The 17,136-nt window shown below is 73.8% G+C and carries 17 protein-coding genes; 11 read left to right on the top strand and 6 right to left on the bottom strand.

All coding sequences use genetic code 11. The features are described from left to right. Positions 1-15: 15 nt before the first annotated feature. Positions 16-426, bottom strand: coding sequence for a hypothetical protein (locus AAFN69_RS00335; protein WP_347726164.1), 411 nt, complete (start codon positions 424-426; stop codon positions 16-18). A 336-nt stretch (positions 427-762) separates the two neighbouring features. On the opposite strand from AAFN69_RS00335, the gene AAFN69_RS00330 reads away from it, so the two are divergent. Then, entirely contained in the window at positions 763-1,248 is a 486-nt protein-coding gene (locus AAFN69_RS00330; RefSeq protein ID WP_347726163.1) for a DUF1269 domain-containing protein, read from the top strand. 6 nt (positions 1,249-1,254) lie between these two features. Here the strand turns inward: AAFN69_RS00330 and AAFN69_RS00325 are convergent, their stop codons facing one another. The 3 genes from AAFN69_RS00325 to AAFN69_RS00315 all read right to left on the bottom strand — a co-directional run bounded on the left by AAFN69_RS00325 (position 1,255) and on the right by AAFN69_RS00315 (position 5,955). Beyond that, the gene (locus AAFN69_RS00325; protein ID WP_347726162.1) at positions 1,255-3,369 is read right to left on the bottom strand and encodes an ABC transporter ATP-binding protein; all 2,115 of its coding nucleotides are present in this window, start codon (positions 3,367-3,369) and stop codon (positions 1,255-1,257) included. A 387-nt stretch (positions 3,370-3,756) separates the two neighbouring features. After that, positions 3,757-5,457: a bifunctional 3'-5' exonuclease/DNA polymerase gene (locus AAFN69_RS00320; RefSeq protein WP_347726161.1), complete on the bottom strand. Its 1,701-nt coding sequence runs from the start codon at positions 5,455-5,457 to the stop codon at positions 3,757-3,759. A gap of 102 nt (positions 5,458-5,559) precedes the next feature. Further along, positions 5,560-5,955, bottom strand: coding sequence for a maltose acetyltransferase domain-containing protein (locus AAFN69_RS00315; RefSeq protein ID WP_347726160.1), 396 nt, complete (start codon positions 5,953-5,955; stop codon positions 5,560-5,562). A 244-nt stretch (positions 5,956-6,199) separates the two neighbouring features. On the opposite strand from AAFN69_RS00315, the gene AAFN69_RS00310 reads away from it, so the two are divergent. The 7 genes from AAFN69_RS00310 (at position 6,200) to AAFN69_RS00280 (ending at position 14,114) form a co-directional block, all read left to right on the top strand. After that, on the top strand, positions 6,200-6,772 hold the full coding sequence (locus AAFN69_RS00310) for a lipoprotein (RefSeq protein WP_347726159.1): 573 nt from the start codon (positions 6,200-6,202) through the stop codon (positions 6,770-6,772). Between the two features lie 345 nt (positions 6,773-7,117). Continuing rightward, entirely contained in the window at positions 7,118-8,020 is a 903-nt protein-coding gene (locus AAFN69_RS00305) for an ABC transporter ATP-binding protein (protein ID WP_347726158.1), read from the top strand. Beyond that, positions 8,017-8,766: an ABC transporter permease gene (locus AAFN69_RS00300; protein WP_347726157.1), complete on the top strand. Its 750-nt coding sequence runs from the start codon at positions 8,017-8,019 to the stop codon at positions 8,764-8,766. The genes AAFN69_RS00305 and AAFN69_RS00300 overlap by 4 nt, the downstream gene beginning before the upstream one ends. A gap of 7 nt (positions 8,767-8,773) precedes the next feature. Then, positions 8,774-10,048, top strand: coding sequence for a sensor histidine kinase (locus tag AAFN69_RS00295; RefSeq protein ID WP_347726156.1), 1,275 nt, complete (start codon positions 8,774-8,776; stop codon positions 10,046-10,048). Next, on the top strand, positions 10,041-10,679 hold the full coding sequence (locus tag AAFN69_RS00290) for a response regulator transcription factor (RefSeq protein ID WP_347726155.1): 639 nt from the start codon (positions 10,041-10,043) through the stop codon (positions 10,677-10,679). Before AAFN69_RS00295 ends, AAFN69_RS00290 begins: the two co-directional genes overlap by 8 nt. 116 nt (positions 10,680-10,795) lie before the next feature. Further along, positions 10,796-11,908: a DUF2786 domain-containing protein gene (locus tag AAFN69_RS00285; RefSeq protein ID WP_347726154.1), complete on the top strand. Its 1,113-nt coding sequence runs from the start codon at positions 10,796-10,798 to the stop codon at positions 11,906-11,908. Positions 11,909-12,047: 139 nt separating this feature from the next. Next, the gene (locus AAFN69_RS00280) at positions 12,048-14,114 is read left to right on the top strand and encodes an FUSC family protein (RefSeq protein ID WP_347726153.1); all 2,067 of its coding nucleotides are present in this window, start codon (positions 12,048-12,050) and stop codon (positions 14,112-14,114) included. 82 nt (positions 14,115-14,196) lie between these two features. Here AAFN69_RS00280 and AAFN69_RS00275 read toward each other — a convergent pair whose 3' ends face one another. Together AAFN69_RS00275 and rpmB are read right to left on the bottom strand one after the other, a co-directional pair. After that, positions 14,197-14,715 carry a hypothetical protein gene (locus AAFN69_RS00275; RefSeq protein WP_347726152.1) on the bottom strand — a complete coding sequence of 173 codons (519 nt, stop codon included), beginning with the start codon at positions 14,713-14,715 and terminating at the stop codon, positions 14,197-14,199. A gap of 150 nt (positions 14,716-14,865) precedes the next feature. Next, positions 14,866-15,102: a 50S ribosomal protein L28 gene (gene rpmB, locus AAFN69_RS00270; protein WP_347726151.1), complete on the bottom strand. Its 237-nt coding sequence runs from the start codon at positions 15,100-15,102 to the stop codon at positions 14,866-14,868. Between the two features lie 101 nt (positions 15,103-15,203). On the opposite strand from rpmB, the gene rpmG reads away from it, so the two are divergent. From rpmG to AAFN69_RS00255, 3 genes are read left to right on the top strand one after another with little or no spacing between them, the layout of a single operon-like run. Next, positions 15,204-15,368: a 50S ribosomal protein L33 gene (rpmG, locus tag AAFN69_RS00265; protein ID WP_347726150.1), complete on the top strand. Its 165-nt coding sequence runs from the start codon at positions 15,204-15,206 to the stop codon at positions 15,366-15,368. A gap of 6 nt (positions 15,369-15,374) precedes the next feature. Then, positions 15,375-15,626, top strand: coding sequence for a type B 50S ribosomal protein L31 (locus AAFN69_RS00260; protein ID WP_347726149.1), 252 nt, complete (start codon positions 15,375-15,377; stop codon positions 15,624-15,626). Further along, entirely contained in the window at positions 15,623-16,801 is a 1,179-nt protein-coding gene (locus AAFN69_RS00255) for a GTP-binding protein (RefSeq protein WP_347726148.1), read from the top strand. The genes AAFN69_RS00260 and AAFN69_RS00255 overlap by 4 nt, the downstream gene beginning before the upstream one ends. The last annotated feature ends 335 nt before the right edge of the window (positions 16,802-17,136 follow it).

The following is a 17,136-nucleotide window of genomic DNA, read 5'->3' as shown; positions in this document are numbered from 1 at the left end:
TGCTCCGGGGCGGCGTCAGAGCAGCCGGACGAAGACCCGGGCGCTGTTGTGGAACCGGACGGTCACCCCGGCATAGCCGGGCCGCATGTCCTCCCGCACCGACCAGCGTTCGACGCCCGCGATCTCCGGCGACTGCGCCCGCGCGAGCAGCGCGGCCAGCCATGCCTCGGGTTCGTCGCCGGTCCGCGGCCCGTCGCCGGGCGCGACCGGCTCGCCGTGCACCGGAGTGTCGTCGAAGCCGTCGTGCTTGGCGCCGTCCGGCAGTTGTCCGAGGATCCCCCACTCGGATTCCTCGCCGCCGGTGCCGATGGCCACCCCGCAGGGCACCACGGCACCTCCCGCCTCGGTGAGCAACCGCGCGCCGGTCGCGGCGCCGCTGCTCTCGGCCAGTCCGATGACGAATTCCTGAAACCTGCCCGGACGCATGACAGCCGCTCTTCCCCTTGCCGGATACCCGGCTCTCCCCGGCCGGGCACGGTCAAGGGGATCACCGGTGCGACATCAATTCCGCCGGTGGCCGGGTGAATTCACCCATACGGGTGAGGGCGCGGGACCGGGTGAAGGGGGGGCGGCCGGTCCGGACGCCCTGGTCGCGGGAGCCGATACCGGCGGCGTACAAAATGCGCGAAACGTCCACCGGTGCTGAGATGGTGCCGTGCGACCGCGGCGGCCCGGCACCGAGGCGTGCGGTGCGGCGAGGGATGGCCGCGCCCGCCGTGATCCGCGCGGCCTTCACCGGACCAGCCCCCAGAAGGAGACACCGTGGCCACGCTCACCGCCTGGAAGTTCCCCACCCCCGAGGGCGCAGCCCAGGTGGAGGAGACCCTGCTCTCGCTCCAGAAGCAGAGTCTGATCCAGATCCATGACGCCGCGGTGGTGACCTGGCCCGCCGGAGCCAAGAAGCCGAAGACCAAGCAGCTCCACAACCTCGCCGCCACCGGCGCGCTCTCCGGCACCTTCTGGGGGATGCTCTTCGGCCTGATCTTCTTCGTGCCGCTGCTCGGTGCGGCCGTGGGCGCGGCGGCGGGGGCGCTCGGCGGGTCGCTGGCCGATGTCGGGATCGACGACGACTTCATCGCCGGTGTCCGCAACGAGGTCGAGCCCGGCACCTCCGCGCTCTTCCTCCTCACCTCGGACGCGGTGGTCGACCGGGTGCACGAGTCATTCCCCGCCGGGAGTGCCGAGCTGATCCGCAGCAATCTCTCCAAGGAGGACGAGGCGAAGCTGCGGGACCTCTTCGAGGCCTGAGCCGCCCTACCCGCCCGTGCCCGTGTCCGCGGGGGCGCGCCCCCGCTGCCCGGGTACGGGGGCCGCGCCGTCCTCCTCGTACAGATACTGGCTCGACTGGATCAGATACATCCGGCGGAAGACTCCCTCGGCCGCCATCAGCTCGTCGAACGAACCGCGCTCGCTCACCCTGCCCTCCTCCAGTACGCAGATCTCGTCCGCGTGCCGGACGCTGTGCAGCCGGTGGGTGATCAGCAGGACCGTCTGCCCCTCCGCCGCGAGTGCCCTGATCCGGTCGAAGACCCGCTGTTCGGCCTCCGCGTCCAGGGCGCTGGTGGGCTCGTCCACCACCAGGATCCCGGCATCGCGGTGGCGGGCCCGCGCGATGCCGAGGCGCTGCCACTGGCCCCCGGAGATCTGGTGACCGCCCTTGTAGCCCCGGGCGAGCAGGGTGTCCCAGCCGCGCGGGATGTAGCCCCGGGCGAGCAGGGTGTCCCAGCCGCGCGGGAGGGAGGCGATCGTCTCGCCGGCCCCGGCGTACTCCGCCGCCGCGTCCAGCCGGGCGTCCTCGCAGGGCGCGCCGGGGCGGCCGATCGCCACATTGATCCGGGCGGTGAAGGGCCAGCGGTAGAAGTCCTGGGCCACCACCGCGATCCGGTCGAAGAGCTCGTGCCGGTCGGCCCCGGCCGCGTCCACCCCGTCCCACATGATCCGGCCCGAGTCCGGTGCGTACAGCCCGCAGAGCAGCTTGGCGAGGGTCGACTTGCCGCTGCCGTTGCTGCCGACGAGTGCGATGATCCGGCCCGCCGGGATGGTGATGCTCACCTTGTCCAGCGCCGGCCGCCCGGCGGCACCCGGGTAGGTGAAGGAGACATCCTCGAAGCGGATCGACCGCACCTCGGCGGGGAGCGGGCAGCCGTCCGACGGGATCAGCCGGCGGTCCGCCTCATGGCAGAGCCGCTCCAGATCCGCCACGAACAGGCTCTCCTCGTAGAGGTAGTTGACCTGGACGACCAGCGCCTCCAGATTCGCGGACCCGGTGCGGATGGCGATCACCGCCGTACCCGCCACCGCGAGATCCATGGCGCCCGTCCACAGCAGCAGACCGAGCGTGCCGTACGCGGCGGCCGTGGTGACCCCGGTCCAGCCGGAGGCGACCAGACCGGTGCGGGCCGCCAGGGAGGCCAGCCGGGTCTGCTCCCGTTCGCCGGTCTCCGCCATGGTGCGGAAGTGCCGCAGCAGGAACGGGCCGATGTTGTGCACCCGCACCTCGGGCGCCGCCTGCGCGTCGATCAGCAGCCGCCCCAGCAGCTGGCCGGCGCGCGCGTGCTGTACCCAGGTGTGGAAGGAGACATAGCGGCGGCGGGCGATGGTCAGCGAACTCCAGGCGCTGGGCAGGGTCATCAGCGCGAGCAGCGGCAGCAGCGCGGGGTGCAGCACGGTCAGCACCCCGGCCGCCGCGATCAGCGAGATACCGGCGCCCGCCACCGAGGTACAGAATCTGATCATCCGGCGGGCGGACTCCGCGCCCCACTGCGCCGAGTCCAGCAGCTTGTGGAACTCCTCGTCCTCCACCGCCTCCAGCTCGACCCGGGCCACCCGCTCCAGATACTCCTCGGTGGCCACCCGGAACACCTTCGGCTCCAGCCTGCCCGTGCCCGCCGTGGAGACCGACCGGAGCACCGCGCCGATCAGGGCGGTCACCGCGACCGCGGCGAAGGAGGGGAGCGCGGCGGCGAGCCGGTCGCCGGTGTCACCGCTCCCCAGCAGATGGACGAGGACCTGATTGACCGCGACCAGGCCGACCGCCTGGGCGACCCCGCCGCCCAGCTCCGCTCCCGCGACCCGGCGCAGCGCGCGCGGGTCGGCCCGGTCGGCGAGCCGGATGGTGGAGGCGATCAGCCGCGGCATCCGCGCCACCATGGAGCGGAGATTCAGCTCCAGGAAGGAGCCGCTGTGGCGGCCGTACCCCGAGTCATGGCGGAGGGGCCCGCCGAAGAGCAGCCGCTCGGAGTCGGAGATCTCCTCCGATTCGCCGGACTCGTTCCTCTCCGCGGCGCCGGCCTCGTCGGTCTTCTCGCCCCGGCGCCGTTTCCGCTCCGGTTCCCGCTGATCCGCCGGCCTCGTGCCGCGCTGTTTCATACAAGCCCCGTCTCGGTGTGCCTGTTTCCTGGCGCATGGCCAACGCCGCCGGTCCGCGCCGCGTCACGGCCGATCTCCTGATGGCCGGATCTCCCGATGCACTGATGCACTGATGGTCTGCACGGATGGCCGGGTCATCCGGCGGTGCTCCGCCCGCGCGCCGTCGAGCGCGGGCGCGCGCGGGCCGGGCGGAGGGCTCCGGCACCCGGACCGGCGCGGGCACACCACCGCGCGCCCCGGACCCGGCGCCCCGCACCCCGGACCCGGCGCCCCGGACTCAACGCCCCGCGCCCCGGACTCAACGCCCCGCGCCCCGGACTCAACGCCCCGCGCCCCGGACTCAACGCCCCGCGCTGCGGACCCGGCGCCCCGGGCCCGCCGCCCGGCTCACTTCGCGTCCGCGTAACACTCCACCACCGCCGTGGTGAAGGTGAACCGCACCGGGGTCTCGCCGAAGACGATCCGCCCCGCCAGATCCCCCGCCTCCCCGATCGCCCTCACCACCGCGTCCGCCTCCTCCGCCGGACAGTGCACGATCACCTCGTCGTGCTGGAAGAAGACCAGCTCCGCCCGCATCCCGGCGGTCGCCCGGCGCACCGCGGCGAGCAGCACCAGCGCCCAGTCGGCGGCACTGCCCTGCACCACGAAATTCCGGGTGAACCTGCCCCGCGCGCGGGCGTCGGACGAGGAGTGGCCCGGTACGAAGCCCCGGCCCTCGCTCTCTCCGCCGGCCCCCGGATCCTCCTGTGGCAGGCCCGCCTCGCCGGTGTCGCCCGCGCCCGCCGCCGGGGGACTGGTCCTGCCGAGCCAGGTCCGTACGAGGCGGCCCTCCTCGCCCGCGCGGGCCGCGTCGTCGACATGGGCCACCGCCGCCGGGAAGCGGCGCCGCAGCGCCGCCAGATTCTTGAGGCCGTCGCCCGATGTCTGCCCGTAGACCGCGCCGAGCAGGGCGAGCTTGGCGTGTTCGCGGTCGCCGGAGAAGGCCCGGTCGGAGAGGACCGTGTACAGATCGCCGCCATGGCCCGCGACCTCCATCAGCCCCGGATCGCGGGAGATCGCGGCCAGCACCCTGGGCTCCATCTGGTCGGCGTCGGCGACCACCAGCCGCCATCCCTCGTCCGCGACCACCGCGCGCCGGATCACCTTGGGGAGCTGGAGCGCCCCGCCGCCCTTGGTCGTCCACCGCCCCGAGACGGTGCCGCCGGGCACATAGCCGGGCCGGAACCGGCCGTCGCGCACCCAGTCCTGGAGCCAGCCCCAGCCATGGGCCACCCAGAGTCGGTAGAGCTTCTTGTACTCGATCAGCGGACGCACCGCCGGATGGTCGATCTCCTCCAGCTCCCAGCGGCGGGTGGACCGGATCCGCACCCCGGCCCCCGCGAACGCCTTCACCACCTCGGCGGGCAGATCGGGCCGGACCCGCCGGCCGAAGGCCGCCGACACCTCGTCGGCCAGCTCCGCCAGCCTGCGCGGCTCGCCCCCGCCCGCGTACCGCTCGCCCAGCAGCTCCGTCAGGACCCGGCGGTGCACATCGGCCCGCCAGGGCAGCCCCGCGCGGTTCATCTCGGCGGCCACCAGCATCCCCGCCGACTCGGCGGCGGTCAGCAGCCGCAGCCGCCCCGGATGCTCCGCCGTCTCGTGCCGGCGCAGCTGCTCGCCGTACACCTCCAGCAGGGACTCCAGCGGGACCGGCACGGGCTGCGGCTCGAAGAGCGAGGACTGCGAGCCGGGCTCGGCCGCCCGCTGCGGCGGATCCGGCGGCACCGGCTGGTGCCGCAGCCGGGCCAGGGCCGCCGCCGCGGACCGGGGCTCCCCGAGCCGCCCTTCATGGGCGAGGAGCAGCTGCTCCGCGCACTCGATGTCGTAGCACCGCTCCACCCGCACCCCGGCCGCCAGCAGCCGCGGATAGATCTCGGCCGTGGAGCGCCACACCCATCGCTCCACCCAGGGCCGCGACCGCACCGCCGCCACCAGGTCGGGCTCCGTCACCACCGGGCCCCCGGCCACCCCGCCGGGGCCGAGGGGGACGAGCCGCGCCCCGTCCCCCTCCGCCGCCGTCAGGGCCCAGCGAGCCCGTGGTTCGTTCATGGATTCGAGTCTGTCAGCAGGGTCTGACAATCCCCCGCACCCCGCGCGGGGGCGGCGGCGGGCACCGGGGCGATCGGGCAGACGATCCCCCGCCGGACGCCGTCACCTGTGGTGAGGGGCTCCCACCCGGCCCTTCCGCGCCCGGCGTTCAGCTCGGGCGAGGGTGTGAGGAGCCGCACGTTCGGACCGATCCGCACGTCCGAGCCAATACTGATCGGTGCAGTGTCCAGGAAAACCGCGGTGGAGTTGACAAAGGATACGATCACCGATGGTGATATATGCCCCGTAGTCGCACGGGAACGGCGGCCGGATATTGACGTTCTCGCCGATCGACCCAAACAATTCGGCCAGAATTCCGGCCCGCGCCTCAAAGTGATCGCCGCCGTCCGCGTTGTGAGCCGCGCACAAAGCGAAGCGCCGTTGAGTGTCCTCCGCCAACTCTGGATCGTTTGGTATATACCAATGGCCGTCCAGCATGCGAACCTTGTTCTCGGCCACCTGCTAGCTCCTCAAACTGGTACGGCGCATCGGCATCCCTAGGATCAGCCAAAAACTGTCTGAACTGACACCAGGGCGGAGAACGATGGCACGAAATGTGCACAGAGTCGTGCGGGGATGGGGAGCACGGGTTGTCCCGGCCGCATTGCTGACCGGGCTCGTCGTCAGTTGCTCCATGGACTTCCCGTCGGAACCGAGCGGCCCCCAGGCGACCGGGAGAGGCGCCGAAATAGCGGAGGCCGGCATGTCCTCCCCGAGACACAACCGGGCCCCCGGCGGTGAGGCCGAGGCCGAGGGCGACGGTGACATCCCGGTGGCCGCCGCCGCCCGCGGCGGCTCCGTCGGCGGTCGCGGCTCGGCCTGCTCCCTCCCCGTGATCTTCGACTTCGCCGAGAGCTGGAAACCGCACACCATTCCGAAGCACGACGGCGGACCCGCCCCGTTCACCTACGGATCCGTCTCCCCCGTCTGCGAGATCGACGCCAAACCGGCCGGGCACATCGGCTATCTCCGCGTGTACACCAGCGATTTCAAGGGGGAGAACCCGCGCAAGGCCCTGGAGAACTTCGTCACCGAGAGCAGCGAGAAGGTGAAGGACGCCATGTACACCGAAGTCAGGGCGGGTGCCTTCGACGCCATCGAGGTCGCCTACGTCGACGAGAGTGAACTGCTCGGCCAGGACGTCAGGAACCGGGCGCTCGCCTTCGCGATTCCGCAGGGGGTCCTCGTACTGGAGCTCGGCGGCCTGGACTCCGAGGAGCACAACGCGATGCGCCCGGCGTTCGAGCTGGCGAAGGAGACCCTGAAGGCCAACTGACGGGCCACCGGGGGAACCCGCACCGATCGGCCGGTCCGTCCGGCCGAAAGGGAGAGCGCATACGCCCCCGGTGACCGCACGCAGCAGCAGCCGGCCCCGATCGCCGCCGACCCGATCCGGCCCCGCCCCCCCCGCCGCCGCCCGCCCCCGTACAAAAGCCCGGCCGTGCCCCGGCCCCGCCCGTGCCCCGGCCCCGCCCGCGCGCCTGCGCCGGCCCCCGCGCCCAGCGCCCCGCGCCCGCCGCCCGCACCGCCCGTCGTACCCCGCCATCGGCCGATCGGCCGATGTCCTTTCGAGCGCGAAGGCCGATGCCCGACCCTGTCCCGTCGCGACACCCTCGTACGCATGGCAATCGTCGAAGTCACCGAACTGCGCAAGGCGTACGGGAAGAAGAGGGCCGTCGACGGCGTCTCCTTCGATGTCCGGGAAGGGGAGATCTTCGGGATCCTGGGCCCCAACGGCGCGGGCAAGACCACCACTGTCGAGTGCGTGGAGGGGCTGCGGCGCCCCGACGGCGGCCGTGTCCGTGTCGCCGGGCACGATCCGTTCGCCGAACGCGGCCCCGTCACCCGCATTCTGGGCGCCCAGCTCCAGGAGAGCCGACTGCAACCCCGGATCACCGTCCGCGAGGCGCTCGAACTGTACGCCGCCCTCCACCCGGACCCCGCCGACTGGCGCGAACTCGCCGACCGTCTCGGCCTCGCGGGCCGGCTCCGCACCCGGTTCGCGAAGCTCTCCGGCGGTGAGAAACAGCGGCTGTCCATCGCGCTGGCCCTGGCCGGCAGGCCGCGCATCGTCGTCCTGGACGAGCTGACCACCGGCCTCGACCCGCGCGCCCGCCGCGACACCTGGCGGCTCATCCACGACATCCGCGCCACCGGGGTCACGGTCCTGCTGGTCACGCACTTCATGGAGGAGGCGCAGCGGCTGTGCGACCGGATCGCCCTGATCGACCGGGGCCGGATCACCGCCCTGGACACCCCGGCCGGGCTGATCGGGCGCACCGCGACCGGCACCGCGGTCTCCTTCACACCCTCGGCCCCGCTCGACGCCCGGCTGCTGGCCGGGCTCCCCTCCGTCGCCTCCGTGACGCGCCAGGACGGCCGGTTCGTGGTCAACGGCACGGACGAGACCGTTCACGCGGTGCTCTCGCTGCTCGCCGGGCGGGGCCTCACCGCCCTCCGGCTCCGGGTCACCGAGGCCACCCTGGACGACGCCTACCTCAATCTGACGGGACCGGACGCATGACCACCCTCACCACCTCCGTCGCCGTCCTGCGGGCCGAGGCGCGCCTGTTCCTCCGCGAACCCGCCTCCCTCTTCTGGATCGTGGCCTTCCCCACCCTTCCGCTCTGCGTACTGGGCGCCATCCCCTCCAACCGGGAGCACTCGGCCGGCCCCGGCGGTCTGCGCGTGGTGGATCTGTACGTCCCCGTCGCCGTCCTGCTCGCGGTGCTCATGGCCGGACTCCAGTCCATGCCGCCCGTGCTCACCGGCTACCGGGAGCGCGGCATCCTCCGCCGCATGTCCGCCACCCCCGTACGGCCGAGCTCCCTGATCGCCGCTCAGATCACCCTGCACGGCGCCGCCGTCGCGGTCTCCGCGCTGCTCGCCGTCGCCACGGGGCGGATCGTCTTCGATGTCGCGCCGCCCCGCGAGTTCGCCGGCTTCCTGCTGGCGCTCGCGCTCGCCGCGCTCGCCGGCCTGGCGCTCGGCTCGGTCGTCTCCGCCGTCTGCCGCACCACCCGAATCACCCAGGCCGTGGCCTCGGCGGTGTTCTTCCCCGGGATGTTCACCGCGGGCGTCTGGCTGCCGGTGGCCGCCATGCCCGACACCGTGCGGAACATCGTGACCCTCACCCCGCTGGGCGCCGCCGCCCGTGCTCTCGACGACGCCGCCGCGGGACAATGGCCGAGCTGGACGCATCTGGGAGTCACGGCGCTCTGGGCGGTAGCGCTGATCGCCGCGGCCCGGCGCTGGTTCAAGTGGGAGTGAACACACGATGACGCCGCCGACGGTCGAGGAGCGCTGGGCGCAGTTCTTCCGTTACGGGCCCTACGCCCTGCTGGGCCTCGCCACGCTCCTCGGCGCCGTGGCCGCCCCCCTGGTGATGACCCGCCGGGAGATGTACGCCGCCGGGGTCCTGCTCATCGCCGTACTGGCCGTGCACATCCGGTGGTCCCGGGCCCTGCCGCGGCTGTCCGCGGCGGCCCCGGCCGGCACCGGGCGCCGGGGCGGCCCTCCGGTACTCCCCGAGGGAACCACCGCCGGCCGGGTCCACTTCGTCCTGCGCACCGCCCTCGCGTTCGCCCTGACCTGGCTCAATCCCTTCTTCGCGATCCATGCGTGCCTCGGCTGCTTCGACGCCGTGCACCTGCTGCCGCCGCGCGCCGCCCGGGCCGGGCTCGTGGTCACCGCCCTCACCCTGGCGGGTGCCCAGTCCGGCGGTCTGCCGCCGGACTCACCGGCGCGGTGGCTGGTGCTCGGCGCGATGTTCGTCTTCAACACGGCCCTCGCCCTCGGCCTCGGCCACCTCGCCGCCGAGGAGGCCGAGCGGGCCGAGGAGCGGGCCGGGACCATCACGGCCCTGGAGCGGGCGCTCGCCGAGAACGCCGCCCTCCACGCCCAGCTCGTCCTCCGGGCGAGGGAGGCCGGTGTCGCCGACGAGCGCCGCCGCCTCGCCGCCGAGATCCACGACACCATCGCCCAGGGGCTGGCCGGGATCATCACCCAGCTCCAGGTGGTCGCCGCCGCCTCCGACCGGGACGCGGCCCGCGAACACCTGGACCGCGCCCAGGCGCTGGCCCGGCACTCCCTGGGCGAGGCCCGGCGCTCGGTGCGGAACCTCTCCCCGGCCGCCCTGGAACACGACACGCTCTCCGGGGCGCTGCGGAAGACCGCGGCGGAATGGTCCGAGCGCACCGGGATCACCGCCCGGCTCACCGTCACCGGCACCGAGGAACCGCTGCACGGCGAGGTCGCCGCCACCCTGTTGCGGATCGCCCAGGAGGCCCTGGCCAACACCGCCCGGCACGCCCGCGCCACCCGGGCCGGCGTCACCCTCTCCTACATGGGCGACGAGGTCACCCTGGACATACGCGACGACGGCCGCGGCTTCGACCCCCTCGCGGCGGTGGAGCGCACCGGCGGCGGCGGTTTCGGTCTCGACGGCATGCGCGCCCGCGCCGAACGCATCGCCGGCACCGTCGCCGTCGAGTCCGGGACCGGCCAGGGCACCGCGATCAGCGCCCGGGTACCGTTGGTGCCCCATGGCTGACCGGATCATCACTCTGCTGATCGTCGACGACCACCCCGTCGTCCGGGACGGCCTGCGCGGCATGTTCGCCTCGGATCCCGGCTTCGAGGTCCTGGGCGAGGCCGCGGGCGGCGTCGAGGGGGTGGAGCTCGCCCGGCGCCTCGACCCGGACGTCGTCCTGATGGACCTGCGCATGCCCGCCGGCGGCGGAGTCCGGGCGATCGCCGAGCTCACCCGGCTCGGTGCCCGCGCCGGAATCCTCGTCCTCACCACCTACGACACGGACTCCGACACCATCCCCGCGATCGAGGCGGGCGCCACCGGCTACCTCCTCAAGGACGCGCCCCGCGAGGAGCTGTTCGCGGCGGTCCGCGCGGCCTCCGAGGGGCGCACCGTGCTGTCGCCTGCCGTCGCCTCCCGCCTCGTCGGCGCGGTCCGGAACCCGGCCGGCCCCGGGGCGCCGCTCTCGGCCCGCGAGCGCGAGGTGCTCGCCCTGGTCGCCAGGGGCACCTCCAATCGCGAGGTGGCCCGGGAGCTCTTCATCAGTGAGGCGACGGTCAAGACCCATCTGACCCATCTGTACGGAAAGCTTGGAGTGAAGGACCGGGCGGCGGCGGTGGCCGCGGCGTACGAGCGCGGCATTCTGGGATAGGCCCGCGTGCCGGATGTCCTGTCCACAGCCTGTGGGCGAAAGCGCGGACTCTCCCCCTCCCGTACCACCGCACCCCTTCCCGCCTGCGATGATCGAAGCAGAAGGAGGTGCCGTCGATGACCCTGGTGGATGACGCGTTCGCGGCCGCCCTGTACACGGACGGCGACGCCGGTCTCGACACGGCGGCTTCCCTGCTCGCCGCCGCCCCCGCGGCGGACGCGGAGCTCGCCCGCCGGGGCGAGGAGTTCCTGCGCCGGGCGTGGGAGCGCGGCTGGCAGCCGGCCGATGTCGTGCGCCTGGTCCGCCGGGACCTCGCCGACCATCACGTACGCCTGCTCGCGGCCCTGATCACCGCCGAGACCGGGCGGTACGCGGGTCTCCCGCCGCGCTGGGACGCCCAGCTCGCCGAACTCCCCGCGCCGGAATGGCGCACCGACCGCTTCTCGTACGCCACGGCGGTCCTGGAGCTGTACCGCCTGCTGATCCGCCTCCCCTCCATCGAGGCGGTGGCCCCGCCGCCGGGCGAGGTCTTCGCGGTGCCGGACGGCATCGAACCGCGCATGCTCGCCCGGATACGCGCACTGCTGGCGAAGGCGGAGGCCACCACCTTCCCGGAGGAGGCGGAAGCCCTGACGGCGAAGGCCCAGGAGCTGATGTCCCGCCACAGCGTGGACGAGCTGCCGGCCTCCCCCGACCGCCCCGGTGCCCCCTCCGCCCGCCGGATCGGCGTCGACGCCCCGTACGAGACGGCCAAGGCGATCCTGCTCGACGCGGTCGCCGCGGCCAACCGCTGCCGGGCCGTGTGGAACAGCGCCTTCGGCTTCTCGACCGTCGTCGGTTTCGAGGCGGATCTCGAAGCGGTCGAACTCCTCCACACCTCCCTGCTGGTCCAGGGCACCACCGCGATGACCCGGGCCGAGGCCGGCCAGCGGGCGTCCGGCCGCAAACGCACCAAGACCTTCCGCCAGTCCTTCCTCATGGCCTACGCCGCCCGCCTCGGCGAGCGCCTCTCGGCCGCCGCCGAGAGCGTTCCGGTGGCGCCGGATCTCCTCCCCGTCCTGGCCGGCCGCGACATCGCGGTGACCTCCCGCGCGGACGAGATGTTCCCCCGCACCACCAGCGCCCGGGTCCGGGGCGTCAGCGACGAGGCGGGCTGGGTCCAGGGCCGCGCGGCGGCGGACGGCGCGCGGGTGTCGGGGGAGCGGCGCGCGGTACGGAGGGGGAGTTAGCGGGGCGTACGGAGCGGGCGCCCAGCGACGCGGTACGGAGCGGGCGAGCGGCCTCCGGACCCGCACGGCGCCCCACCATCCATCGCCGAACGGAGTGAATAGCGCCTCATGTCCGCATTGTCGGGCTACTCTCGGCCCCATGACCTGGCTCCGGGCGCTGAAGGAGACCACCCGTTCCGGGTTCACCCTCGAACGGCAGCGGCTCGAACCCCTGGTCGCCCTGCGCGCGGCGGCCGGGCTGGCGATCGTCGTCGGGGCGGCGCTCGCGCTCTTCGGGCCCGCGGTCGCCGTCAGCAGCGCCTTCGGGGCGCATCAGGCGGCCATCGCCACCTTTCAGCGGAGCTGGCGGCCCCGGCCCCTGCTGGCGCTGGCCTCCGGGGGGAGTCTGGCCGTCTCCACCTTCCTCGGATATCTCGTCGCCGGACGGCTCCCGCTCTTCACCGCACTGCTCTTCGTCTGGACCTTCGCGGCCGGGCTCGCCTGGGCGCTCGGCCCCACCGTGGGCATCATCGCCGCGTCCAATGTGGCGATCATGCTGGTCACGATCACCCTCCCCAGCTCCATCGCGACCGCCGCCGGCCACGCCGCGATGATCGCCGTCGGCGGCCTGGTGCAGGCCGCGCTGATCGTGGTGTTCCCGGTACGCCGCTGGGGGGCGCAGCGGGACGCGCTGGCCGACGCGCTCGCGGCCGAGGCCGACTACGCGCGGCGGCTGCGCCAGGACCCGACCGCCTCCTTCGACCCCGAGCCGCTGATGCTCGCCCGCAGCGCCGCCGCCCTCTCCCCCCGGCAGGCCCGGCGCAGACCCGCCGAACTGCACGGCGCGCGCGGGGTCGCCGAGCGCATCAGGCCCGTACTCGCCTCGCTCGCCGATCCGGCCGTCGGGGTCCCCGCCGACGGGCCCGAGCGCGACCGGTGCCGGGAGCTGCTGGGCGCCGCCGGCACCGTGCTCGACGCCGCCGCGCATGCGATCCGGCACGGCGAACCGGTCCGTATCGACCGGCGCATCATGCGCACCCTGAAGTCCCCCGACACCCTGCGCATCCTCAGCGGCCCGCCGCGCCGGGCGGTGATCCGGCTGGTCGCGCTCCTGGACGATGTGGTGGAGGAGGCGGAGGGGGAGGGCACCGGCGAGGGATCGCACCGGGACCGGCCGCCGCTGCGCGAGCTGCTGCCCGGGGCGGTCGCCACCATCCGGGGCGAGTTCCGCCGGGGCCGTCCGGTGCTGCGGCACGCGGAACGCGTCTCGGTGGTCGTCTGCGCCGGATACATCCTCGGCACGGCGCTGCCGCTGGGGCACGGCTACTGGGTGCCGATGACCGCCGTGATGGTGATGCGGCCGGACTTCTCCCAGACCTACGCCCGCTCGGTGGCCCGTTTCGGCGGCACCCTGATCGGCGTCGGGGTGGCCACCGGCATCGTGCAGGCCGCCCACCCCGGCACCTATCTCTCCTGCGCCCTCGCCGTCCTCTGCGCCTTCGGCATGTATCTGGTGACCCGGACCGGCTATGTGGCCGCCCAGGTGTTCACCGCCGCCTATGTCGTCTTCCTGCTCGGCATGGGCGGCGAGGACACCGGGCAGACCGTTCCCGAACGCGTCCTGCTCACCCTCTTCGGCGGGGTGCTGGCGATGGTCGCGTACGCCGTCTATCCGGCCTGGGAGACCCCGCGCCTGCGCCATCGTCTCGCCGACTGGCTGCTCGCGGACGGCCGGTACGCGGCCTGTGTGGTCGACCACTACGCCGTCCCCGCCGTCACGGCGAAGCAGGACATCCGCCAGGCGCTGCTCGGCGCCCGGGACGCCCGGATCGCCTGGCAGGACGCTCTCGCCCTGGCGATCCACGAGCCGGTGCGGAACCGGGGCCTCACCCGTGTCCAGGCCGAGGCGGCGGAGCACGCCCTCGCGCACTTCGGGCGCAGCGCCATGCTGATGGAGGCTCATCTCCCCGAGCACGGCGCGCCCATGGTGCCGGCCGCCGCCGCGCTCTCCGAGGCGCTGCGGCGGGACACCGAACGGGCCGCCAAGGCCGTGCGGGAGCGGCGCCCGCTCCAGTGGGACCGGGTCAAGGCGGCGCTCGCCGAGTGGCAGGCGCAGGATCACGCGGTACTGGAGAGCGGCACCGCGCTGCTGGGCGAGGCGCTGGACGAGCTGGCCGACGCACTGGACGACGGCCGCCGCCGGCGGAATGACGGCGGCGGCCACTGAGCCCGGCGGCGCGGGCGGAAGCGGCGCGGGCCGAGGGGGTACGCGACCGGTCGCGTACCCCACGACATCCCCGCGGGCCCGCCTACTGGGCCGGCAGCGACGGCATCTCCGGGAGGTCCGTCGGGAGCTCGGTCTTGATGTCGGGCATCTCGGGCAGGTCGGGAAGCTGGGGAATGTCGCCGGCCTCGGCCTTGGTCAGCGTGTCCCTGGCCCCCTTGTCCCAGGAGATGACGAGGGTCTTGCCGTCGGCGGACTCGATCGTGCCCATGGTCCGGTCCTTGCTGCCGTCCGCGCACACCATCGTCAGCATCTGCTGTCCGTGGTCCTCCACCCGGCCGCTGCACGCGGTCTTGTCGGCGAGCAGCGCGGCCGTGGTCCCGGTGACGGCGAGGGTGACGGACTTTCCGTCCGTCTTGCCCGTCCAGGTGCCGGCCATGTCCCCGCCGGCTCCGTCCTTCCCCGTCTCCTTCTCCTGGGAGGCGGCCGGGGAGCTCTTGCCCTTCTCGGCGGAGTCCTTGGCGTCATCGCCGCCGCATCCGGTCAGCGCGAGGGCGGCGGCGGTGACAAGTCCGGCCGCGGTCAAGGAAGTACGTACACGCACGAGCAGTCCCCTTGGATCGGTGAAACGACCCGCGTCAAGCTACCAGGGCGTATTTCCCCCTCCCGGGGGATGGTCCGGCGCGTGACCACCCGCCCCGCCCGGCCGGATCCCCAACTCGGTCCGGGCGGGGCGCCGTTCGGCGGGGGTCGGTCAGACCTTCTCCCCGCGGGCGCGGATCCGGGCCACGGCCGCCTCGATCCCGAGGAGGTCGATGGTCTTGACCGCGCGGGCGCTGAGCGTGAGCCGGACATACCGCCCCTCGCCCGGCAGCCAGTACCGCTTGCGCTGGATATTGGGGTCGAAGCGGCGGGAGGTGCGCCGGTGGGAGTGGGAGATGGCGTTGCCGAAGCCGGGCCTCGCCCCGGTCAGCAGGCAGTGGGCGGACATGGTTCATCCCTTTCGTTCCCCGGCGTGCGGCCCTGGACGATCACCAGGGCCCGTCGCCGGAGCCAGTTGTTAATGGAAATCATTTCCATATACTAGCCCCCATGGCACGCAATGAGCTCCGTCCGATCGTCAAGCTCCGGTCCACCGGGGCCACCGGCTACACCTATGTCACCCGCAAGAACCGGCGGAACAACCCCGACCGGCTGACCCTGCGCAAGTACGACCCGGTCCTCGGCCGCCACATCGACTTCCGAGAGGAGCGCTGACCCGTCGTGAAGCCCGGAATCCACCCTCCGTACCGGCCCGTCGTCCTCCGCGACAAGGCCGCCGGATGCGCCTTCCTCACCCGCTCCACCGCCACCGGCGACAAGACCGTGACCTGGGAGGACGGCCATGAATACCCCGTGATCGACGTCGAGATCTCCTCGGCGGGCCACCCCTTCCACACCGGTACCGCCCGGGTCCTGGACACGGCCGGACGGGTGGAGCGCTTCGAGCGCCGGTACGGGCGGGGCCGGGAGTGACCGGCACACCGCCCCCTGCCGCCGGGCCGCTGCCCGTCGCGATCGTGGCGGGGCTCCACGCCGACGCCCGCGCCGAGACCGTGGAACTCCTGCTCGCCGCGGTCCCCGGCAGCGTCGCGCTCCACCACGATCTCCGCGACGCCGCCGAACACGGCACGGTGGTGCGCACCGTCCGCGACACCCTCGGGGAGCGGGACCGCTCCGAGACCGTCCTCGTGGACGACTGCGCCTGCTGCGCTCTCCGCGAGGACCTGGTTCCGGAGCTGCTCCGGCTGGCCGGCGGCGGCCCGGGCGGCACCCCCGTCCGGCTCGCGGTCGTCGAGCTGTGGGACTCCGTCGAACCGCGCTCGACGGCCGAGGTGATCGCGGAGCACGGCCGGGGCGATCTCACCGTCACCGCCGTGATCACCGCCGTGGATCCCGTCCTCGTACTGCCCTGTCTCGGCAATGGCGACGACCTCGCCGACGCCGGACTCGCCGCCGCCCGGACCGACCGCCGCACGGTCGCGGACACCTTCGCCCGCCAGCTGGAGTACCCGCCGGTGCTGGCGGTCGCGGTGCGCGAGGAGGCCGACGGCCGGGATCACGCGCTGCTGCGCCGGCTCCACCCCACCGCCCGGCGGATCCCGCTGGACGCGCCCGGGGAGCTGGCCCGGGCCGCCTTCGCCGGATTCGACCCGGAGGCGGCGGCCGCCGCCCAGCACCCGGCCTCCGCGCTTCTGCCGCAGAACGCGGCCGGCCACGGGGCCGACACCCTGGTCTGGCACCGGACGCGGCCCTTCCACCCGGAGCGCCTCCTCGCCGCGCTGGAGGCGGTGACCTGTGCCGCGCTGCGCAGCCGGGGGCGCTTCTGGCTCGCGGACCGGCCGGACACCCTGCTGGCCTGGGACGCGGCGGGCGGCGCGCTCTGTGTGGAGAGCGGCGGACCCTGGCTGGCCTCGCTGCCGGACGCGGCCTGGGAGCTGGTCTCCCCGTACCGCCGGGCGGCGGCGGCCGTGGACTGGCATCCCGAGCACGGCGACAGCTGCCAGCATCTGGTCTTCACCTCGCCCGGTCTGGACCGCGAGGCGCTGGAATCGCTGCTGGACTCCTGTCTGCTGACGGACGAGGAGTACGCGGCGGGGCGGGACGCCTGGAAGCGGCTGCCCGCCGCCTTCGACGCGTATCTCTCCTGAACCCGCCGCCGCCGAGGGGCCGTTGGGTGTGAGTCCGGTCACCGGCCGGCGGCCCCGGAAGGGCGTCCGCCGATTCCTTTCGGTCAGATGCGGGCGCCGTTCGGGGCCCGAAACGGGGGCCTGTGTTCCTCTTGTTCCCCCCGGGGCGGCCGGGTCCGGCCGGTCCCCCGTGACAAGTGGGGGAGAGCGCCGCAGAACCTCCCGTGCGGGAGCCGCCGCACGGCGTTCCCTGCGGAGCGCGGCACCGCCCGCCGCCGACCCTGCGGCGGGCCGGCCCGCCCGGGATCCGGTGAGGCGCGTCGCGTTACGGCGCGTGAGGGCCGGTCGCGTCCGGG

The sequence above is a fragment of the Streptomyces sp. CAU 1734 genome, assembly GCF_039888735.1.
Taxonomy (GTDB): Bacteria; Actinomycetota; Actinomycetes; order Streptomycetales; family Streptomycetaceae; genus Streptomyces.
Note: the sequence above shows the minus strand (reverse complement) of the source record. Positions and strands in the feature narration are given on the sequence as shown.

What these genes read in the sequence shown, in the direction of transcription:
- AAFN69_RS00335 (WP_347726164.1), bottom strand. Translation starts at nt 426, where the DNA reads ATGCGTCCGGGCAGGTTTCAGGAATTCGTCATCGGACTGGCCGAGAGC.
- AAFN69_RS00325 (WP_347726162.1), bottom strand. Translation starts at nt 3,369, where the DNA reads ATGAAACAGCGCGGCACGAGGCCGGCGGATCAGCGGGAACCGGAGCGG.
- AAFN69_RS00320 (WP_347726161.1), bottom strand. Translation starts at nt 5,457, where the DNA reads ATGAACGAACCACGGGCTCGCTGGGCCCTGACGGCGGCGGAGGGGGAC.
- AAFN69_RS00310 (WP_347726159.1), top strand. Translation starts at nt 6,200, where the DNA reads ATGTCCTCCCCGAGACACAACCGGGCCCCCGGCGGTGAGGCCGAGGCC.
- AAFN69_RS00305 (WP_347726158.1), top strand. Translation starts at nt 7,118, where the DNA reads ATGGCAATCGTCGAAGTCACCGAACTGCGCAAGGCGTACGGGAAGAAG.
- AAFN69_RS00300 (WP_347726157.1), top strand. Translation starts at nt 8,017, where the DNA reads ATGACCACCCTCACCACCTCCGTCGCCGTCCTGCGGGCCGAGGCGCGC.
- AAFN69_RS00295 (WP_347726156.1), top strand. Translation starts at nt 8,774, where the DNA reads ATGACGCCGCCGACGGTCGAGGAGCGCTGGGCGCAGTTCTTCCGTTAC.
- AAFN69_RS00290 (WP_347726155.1), top strand. Translation starts at nt 10,041, where the DNA reads ATGGCTGACCGGATCATCACTCTGCTGATCGTCGACGACCACCCCGTC.
- AAFN69_RS00285 (WP_347726154.1), top strand. Translation starts at nt 10,796, where the DNA reads ATGACCCTGGTGGATGACGCGTTCGCGGCCGCCCTGTACACGGACGGC.
- AAFN69_RS00280 (WP_347726153.1), top strand. Translation starts at nt 12,048, where the DNA reads ATGACCTGGCTCCGGGCGCTGAAGGAGACCACCCGTTCCGGGTTCACC.
- rpmB (WP_347726151.1), bottom strand. Translation starts at nt 15,102, where the DNA reads ATGTCCGCCCACTGCCTGCTGACCGGGGCGAGGCCCGGCTTCGGCAAC.
- rpmG (WP_347726150.1), top strand. Translation starts at nt 15,204, where the DNA reads ATGGCACGCAATGAGCTCCGTCCGATCGTCAAGCTCCGGTCCACCGGG.